General features: G+C 56.3%; 4 protein-coding genes and 1 pseudogene. 1 reads left to right on the forward strand and 4 read right to left on the reverse strand.

All coding sequences use genetic code 11. From position 1 onward, the window contains the following. Positions 1-132 (forward strand): annotated as a pseudogene (locus tag EN925_RS23310) (IS481 family transposase); the annotation flags it as partial. A gap of 106 nt (positions 133-238) precedes the next feature. On the opposite strand, the gene EN925_RS23315 reads toward EN925_RS23310, so the two are convergent. The 4 genes from EN925_RS23315 to EN925_RS23330 form a co-directional block, all read right to left on the reverse strand. Next, on the reverse strand, positions 239-2,110 hold the full coding sequence (locus tag EN925_RS23315) for an acyltransferase family protein (protein ID WP_063169260.1): 1,872 nt from the start codon (positions 2,108-2,110) through the stop codon (positions 239-241). An 83-nt stretch (positions 2,111-2,193) separates the two neighbouring features. After that, complete coding sequence (locus EN925_RS23320) at positions 2,194-2,754, reverse strand: CpaD family pilus assembly lipoprotein (protein WP_063169261.1); 561 nt, start codon at positions 2,752-2,754, stop codon at positions 2,194-2,196. Between the two features lie 12 nt (positions 2,755-2,766). Then, the gene (locus EN925_RS23325) at positions 2,767-4,188 is read right to left on the reverse strand and encodes a type II and III secretion system protein family protein (protein ID WP_063170365.1); all 1,422 of its coding nucleotides are present in this window, start codon (positions 4,186-4,188) and stop codon (positions 2,767-2,769) included. A 71-nt stretch (positions 4,189-4,259) separates the two neighbouring features. After that, positions 4,260-4,937, reverse strand: a complete 678-nt coding sequence (locus tag EN925_RS23330) for a response regulator transcription factor (RefSeq protein ID WP_128336956.1) — start codon at positions 4,935-4,937, stop codon at positions 4,260-4,262. Position 4,938 lies beyond the last annotated feature (1 nt).

Here is a 4,938-nt window from a genome sequence, read left to right on the forward strand (position 1 = left end):
CATCGTGCCGCCGAACTGCCTGTCTGGCTGCACAGATACAATTGGCATCGTCCACATGGCAGCCTAAAGTCAAAAACGCCTATCAGTCGCCTCGCCCTGATCGAGGACAACCTGTTGAAGCTCCACACCTAGGTCACTATCGGGGGGCCTTAAACCTGAACAGCTCCATCGTCGCGGCTGCTGCGGAAGCAGGAGCTATCACTGGGACCCGTACTGGTGCTTGTCAGCCGCTGAGCCGCTACTTCGTCTTAGGAAGAGCATTGTCCTTGCCAAAAGCCGGCCAGTATTTCGAGATTGCCAGTGTGGCGCCGGCTGAAGAGAAATGACCATAGTCGAAATATAAAAACTCTCCTCTATCGAAATAGGCGCAGCGTCCTGCGCTGCACAGGAATTTCAGCGGATCGATGAATGTGGCGCCTTTGGTAAATGAGCGCACACGTTCGTTGACGTCGGGGTCCATCGCGATCGGCCAGGACGTATCGTCCAGATTTTGGCGCTTGGCGAAGAACGCAATTTTCCGGACGTCAGTTGGGAACTGCGGAGACTGGCCGATGACAAACACGCGCACGCCCAGGGCACGAAGCGTAGCGATTGTTTGCTGAAGACCGTCGAAACCTCTGACCTCATAGTCACTCCATCTACCGCTGAGGATAACCGTCTTGATGTCCGCTTCCAAGATGACGTCCAAGGCCTTGCGATTGAACCGGACACAATCAAGACGATCGTACGGGTAGTAATAGAGTATCGGCGCGCAGCTGGCGTACGTATATTCAACGATGTTCGCCTGCAATCGATTTATGTTAGCACCCAAGCCGGAAACATAGTGCGCGGCGAAGGAGTCGCCCCACAAAAAAACCGTTGTTGGAAAACCGCTGGTGCGCGTGCAATCCTCCATATTCCAGCTTTCGATCCGGCTGGTGCCCTCGTTGAAACAGATGCCATTCCTCCAGTCCCCGACGGAAATGCGCCGCTGGACATAGTCCGGAAACCGTTGCGGAAAGCCGTTGCCGAGCGCCCCCGCCGCTCCGCCGGCACAAAGGACAACGATCGCGAGCGCTGAAAAGGCGAAGATAGGCCCCGGGGAGGTGAAGGCCCTCTTCTGTCGAAACGGCTGCTCTACAAACTTCCAGGAGAATGCAGCCAATGCGAGGCTTGCCACCAACATCGCACCGGTCATCAACGGATCGAGTTTTTGGAACGAAAGATAGTGCGCGAACGCATTGAGAGGCCAGTGAACAAGATACAACGAATACGAGATGAGCCCAATCCAGACCAGCGGCCTGACTTCGAGCATGCGGGTGGCGACCGTCGAGGGGGTATTTTGGCCAACATAGATCAGAAGGGCCGTTCCGATGCATGGATACAAGGCGTTGTAGCCTGGGAACGGATCACTCGCCGAAATCGCGAAGAACCCGATGGCGAGAAGGCCAAATCCGGCCACCCCCACCGACTCCATCAGGAGTCGGTTGCCCAGCGGCGAGGGGCATTTGAGCATGAGCAGGGCGCCCAACATGAGTTCCCAGATTCGGGTCGGCAGCAGATAGAATCCGGCGGTGGGTGCCAGCGATGTCGCCATCACCGCCACTACGAAGCTGCAGAGAATTATCGGAAGAAGTGTCGTCAGCCAGCGCTTCCCGATGTAGCGATAGATTAGGAACATCAGGATTGGTGCGAAGATGTAGTACTGCTCCGCTACGGAAAGCGGCCAAGTGTGCAACAGTGGTAGAAGCGCGGCATCGATAGAGAAGTAACTTGACGTTTTCCAGAAGAAAACGTTCGACCAGAAGGTCGAGGTAGCTATGATGCTAAGACTGAATCCGCGCAGATCCGGTGGCAGAAGAATGAACAATGCCGCAATGCAGGTGAGAAGCATCACAAAGACGAGCGCCGGCAGAATGCGCCGGGCACGGCGCCAGTAGAAGTTGACGATGGAAAATTGGCCGCGTTCAAGGTCATCCAGGAGGCTTCCGCTGGTTAGGTAGCCGGAGATGACGAAGAAGATATCGACCCCGCTAAAGCCACCCGGGATCGCCGAAATTCCGAAATGAAAGAGTACGACCGGAAGTACAGCAACGGCCCTAAGGCCCTCGATATAGCGCCTATATTGCATCCAGCGGTTCCTTTTATTTTAGATCAGGACGCGATTGGAAGCTTTCAATCTCCGGTAGGAGTGCTGCCGAGATAAGGGCGGTATCAGCCACCTTTATCCGTCCCGAATGTTCTGTAAGTTGCAACTGGTACAGAAGCACGATCGCCATCGCCGGCCTTGACGGCCTGATTGTCGAGCAGATCGCGCGGATCGTTGACCATCACGGCCAGGTTATGTCCTGTCGAACAACCAAGCGGCTGTTTGAAGGATTCTTCATTGGGTAAGGCACCATATGAGGGACAGACCGGCGGACGGGCGTGATAGACAATCGCCTCAATTCGCACTGAGCCGGCGTCGTGTTGATCGCGCAATTGAATGTTGTCTTCTTCGATTGCCAACTGCCTGGCCTGATGGGCTACCCCTGCGCTGAGCTGGGGCGAACCGCTGATGAGGAGGTGGATGGCATCGAACCGGCCGCGACTGGCCTTGTCTAGGAAAACACGCAAACGCTGCCGTTCGGAAGCGCGCAGGCTTTGCAACGTCAGGACGGTGGTCTCCTCTCGGACAAGCATTGGTGCCGATGGTTCGACATCAACTGGCGTAGTGCTTGTGCAGCCACTTACGCTTGGTGCCAGAGCGACAAAGAGGATTATAAAACGCAACATCTTTGGATGACACTATTCGATGATGAAGCCGAGACCGCCCTGGGCGCTTGGCGCGCCCGCACGGATAGCAGCGCGGTCTCGCGGGGGACTTGTCACGGAATTCGTCGGAGCGCCCCCTCCGTTCAAAGCCGGTGCCGCCCGCTCGGTCGGTGCGCTCATCTGGTTTGGGTTGGAGCCTGGTCTTACAATGTAAGGCGTAACTAGAATGACCAGTTCTGACTCCTCTTTTTGAAACGAGGTCGAGCGAAAAAGCGGTCCCAGGATCGCCAGTTCTCCGAGCCAGGGAAAGGCCCTGACATCATTGTTGACGTTCCGCCTGATTAGACCGCCGATTGCGAAGCTCTGGCCGCTGGCGAGTTCGACGACCGTATCGGCTCGGCGCGTGGAAACTGCCGGCACGGAAATTCCGTTGATTTGCACGGCACCTTGCGTCGACAGTTCACTGACTTCGGGCGTTACGTGAATGTTGATTTGATTGTTGCTGAGAACTGTCGGCACAAATTCCAGACTGACGCCGAAGTGACGGAATTCAACCGATACCTGCCTGTTTTCCTGCAGGACAGGAATGGGAAATTCGCCGCCCGCGAGAAAGCTGGCCTTTTCACCCGACATAGCGGTGAGGTTCGGCTCAGCCAGGACGGAAGCTATATGCTCCTTGGCGAGCGCGTCGAGAACCGCGCTGACGTTGACGGCACCGTTGTCGAATCCGATTTCTGCTGTACCGCCACCCTGGGTTGAACCAGACCCAGCGCTTGCAGCGCTTCCGCTTAGAACGCCCACTTTGAAATTGCCGATTTGACCGAAGGCGGACAAGTTGACGCCGAGTGACTTCATGGCGCTGCGTGAGACTTCGGCTACGCGCACGCTGAGGTTAACTTGCAGGGATCCAGCGACCTTGATGTTGTTGACGACTTGCGCTCCGTCGCCCAGATATTGCTCAGTGACTCTTTTTGCGGTGTCGGCGACCTCTGCGTCGGGCGCCGTCCCGCTAAGGATTGCGCCGCGCGGCGTATAGTTGACGCGGATGGGATAGTCGCCGACCTGCTCCCGCAACATGGCGCGTAAATCCCCGATCGGTTGCGTGACAACGATACGCAATTCGGCGAGAGGCTCGCCATTGCCATCCAAGGCGAATAGGCTGGTCCGCCCCGATTTCTTGCCAAAGACGAAGATTGTTTTGCTCGATGGCGCCTGAAAATCCGCGATCGTGGGGTCAGCAACAAAGATGGTCGTGGCTGGCCCGGGCAGATGAACGGTCTCCCCGAGCGAAGAGGAAAGGGTCAGCGTGGCGTTGATGCTATTCGAAGCCGCATGCGGCGGGCCTTTGTCCTGCTTGTTTTGCGCCGCGACACCAAGTGGGAAAGTCACAATAAGCGCGCAGAGGAGATGGCCCAGGTAACGGGGCACTGCAGGTCTTGTAACCTTGTTGGCGATCGCCCGCCAATTGAGCGCAGCGCAAGGATGTTGAAGGATCAGCAAAATAGATCTTCTTTCGATTCGACAAACTATGCGGACGAGGCGTCAGTCAATTCTAGGATGTAACCAATGCCTCGGATGGTCTTGATCCGTGGCGTTGCACCTGATCTGGTCAGATGTCCCCGTAAACGATAAATTCCGACTTCAAGCGCGTTGGCAGACACGTCGTCGTTGAATGAATAGAGGTGATCTTCCAATTGCGCACGGGGCACGATGCGGCCTGCCCGGTTAAGCAGGTGCTCTAGAACACAGAGTTCGCGACGTGCGATCATCATTGGGTGCCCATCAACGAAAACCTGGCGGGCGACCGGATCAAAGTCGAGATTGCCAAATACGAGCCTCAGGTCGGTCATCTGTGTCGCCCGGCGCAGAATGGCTCTCATTCTGGCAATAAGCTCATCGGTAGAGATGGGTTTGAGCAGAAAGTCGTCCGCACCACCGTTGAAGATCGCAATTCGCTTATCGAGATCGTTAAGGCTGCTCATAATGACGGCAGGAACTGAATGCCCGTGGGTCCTCAACTGCCTCAGCCAACCCAAGCCATCGCCATCTGGCAGAGCCAATTCCAGCAGGAGAATTTCATAGCTGGCGCAAGAAAATGCACTCGAAGCCAGTTCCAGAGTACCAACGACATCAACGACGAAGCCGCCATCCCCGAGCGCAAGTCGCATGGCGCGCGCAAGATCCGCATGATGATCCACGAGCATC

The sequence above is a fragment of the Mesorhizobium sp. M7A.F.Ca.US.006.04.2.1 genome, from assembly GCF_004022915.1.
In the GTDB taxonomy this organism is placed as follows: domain Bacteria; phylum Pseudomonadota; class Alphaproteobacteria; order Rhizobiales; family Rhizobiaceae; genus Mesorhizobium; species Mesorhizobium ciceri.

Excerpts from the sequence above, each read along its gene's own strand:
- EN925_RS23315 (WP_063169260.1), bottom strand. The coding sequence starts at position 2,110 with ATGCAATATAGGCGCTATATCGAGGGCCTTAGGGCCGTTGCTGTACTT.
- EN925_RS23330 (WP_128336956.1), bottom strand. The coding sequence starts at position 4,937 with ATGCTCGTGGATCATCATGCGGATCTTGCGCGCGCCATGCGACTTGCG.
- EN925_RS23320 (WP_063169261.1), bottom strand. The coding sequence starts at position 2,754 with ATGTTGCGTTTTATAATCCTCTTTGTCGCTCTGGCACCAAGCGTAAGT.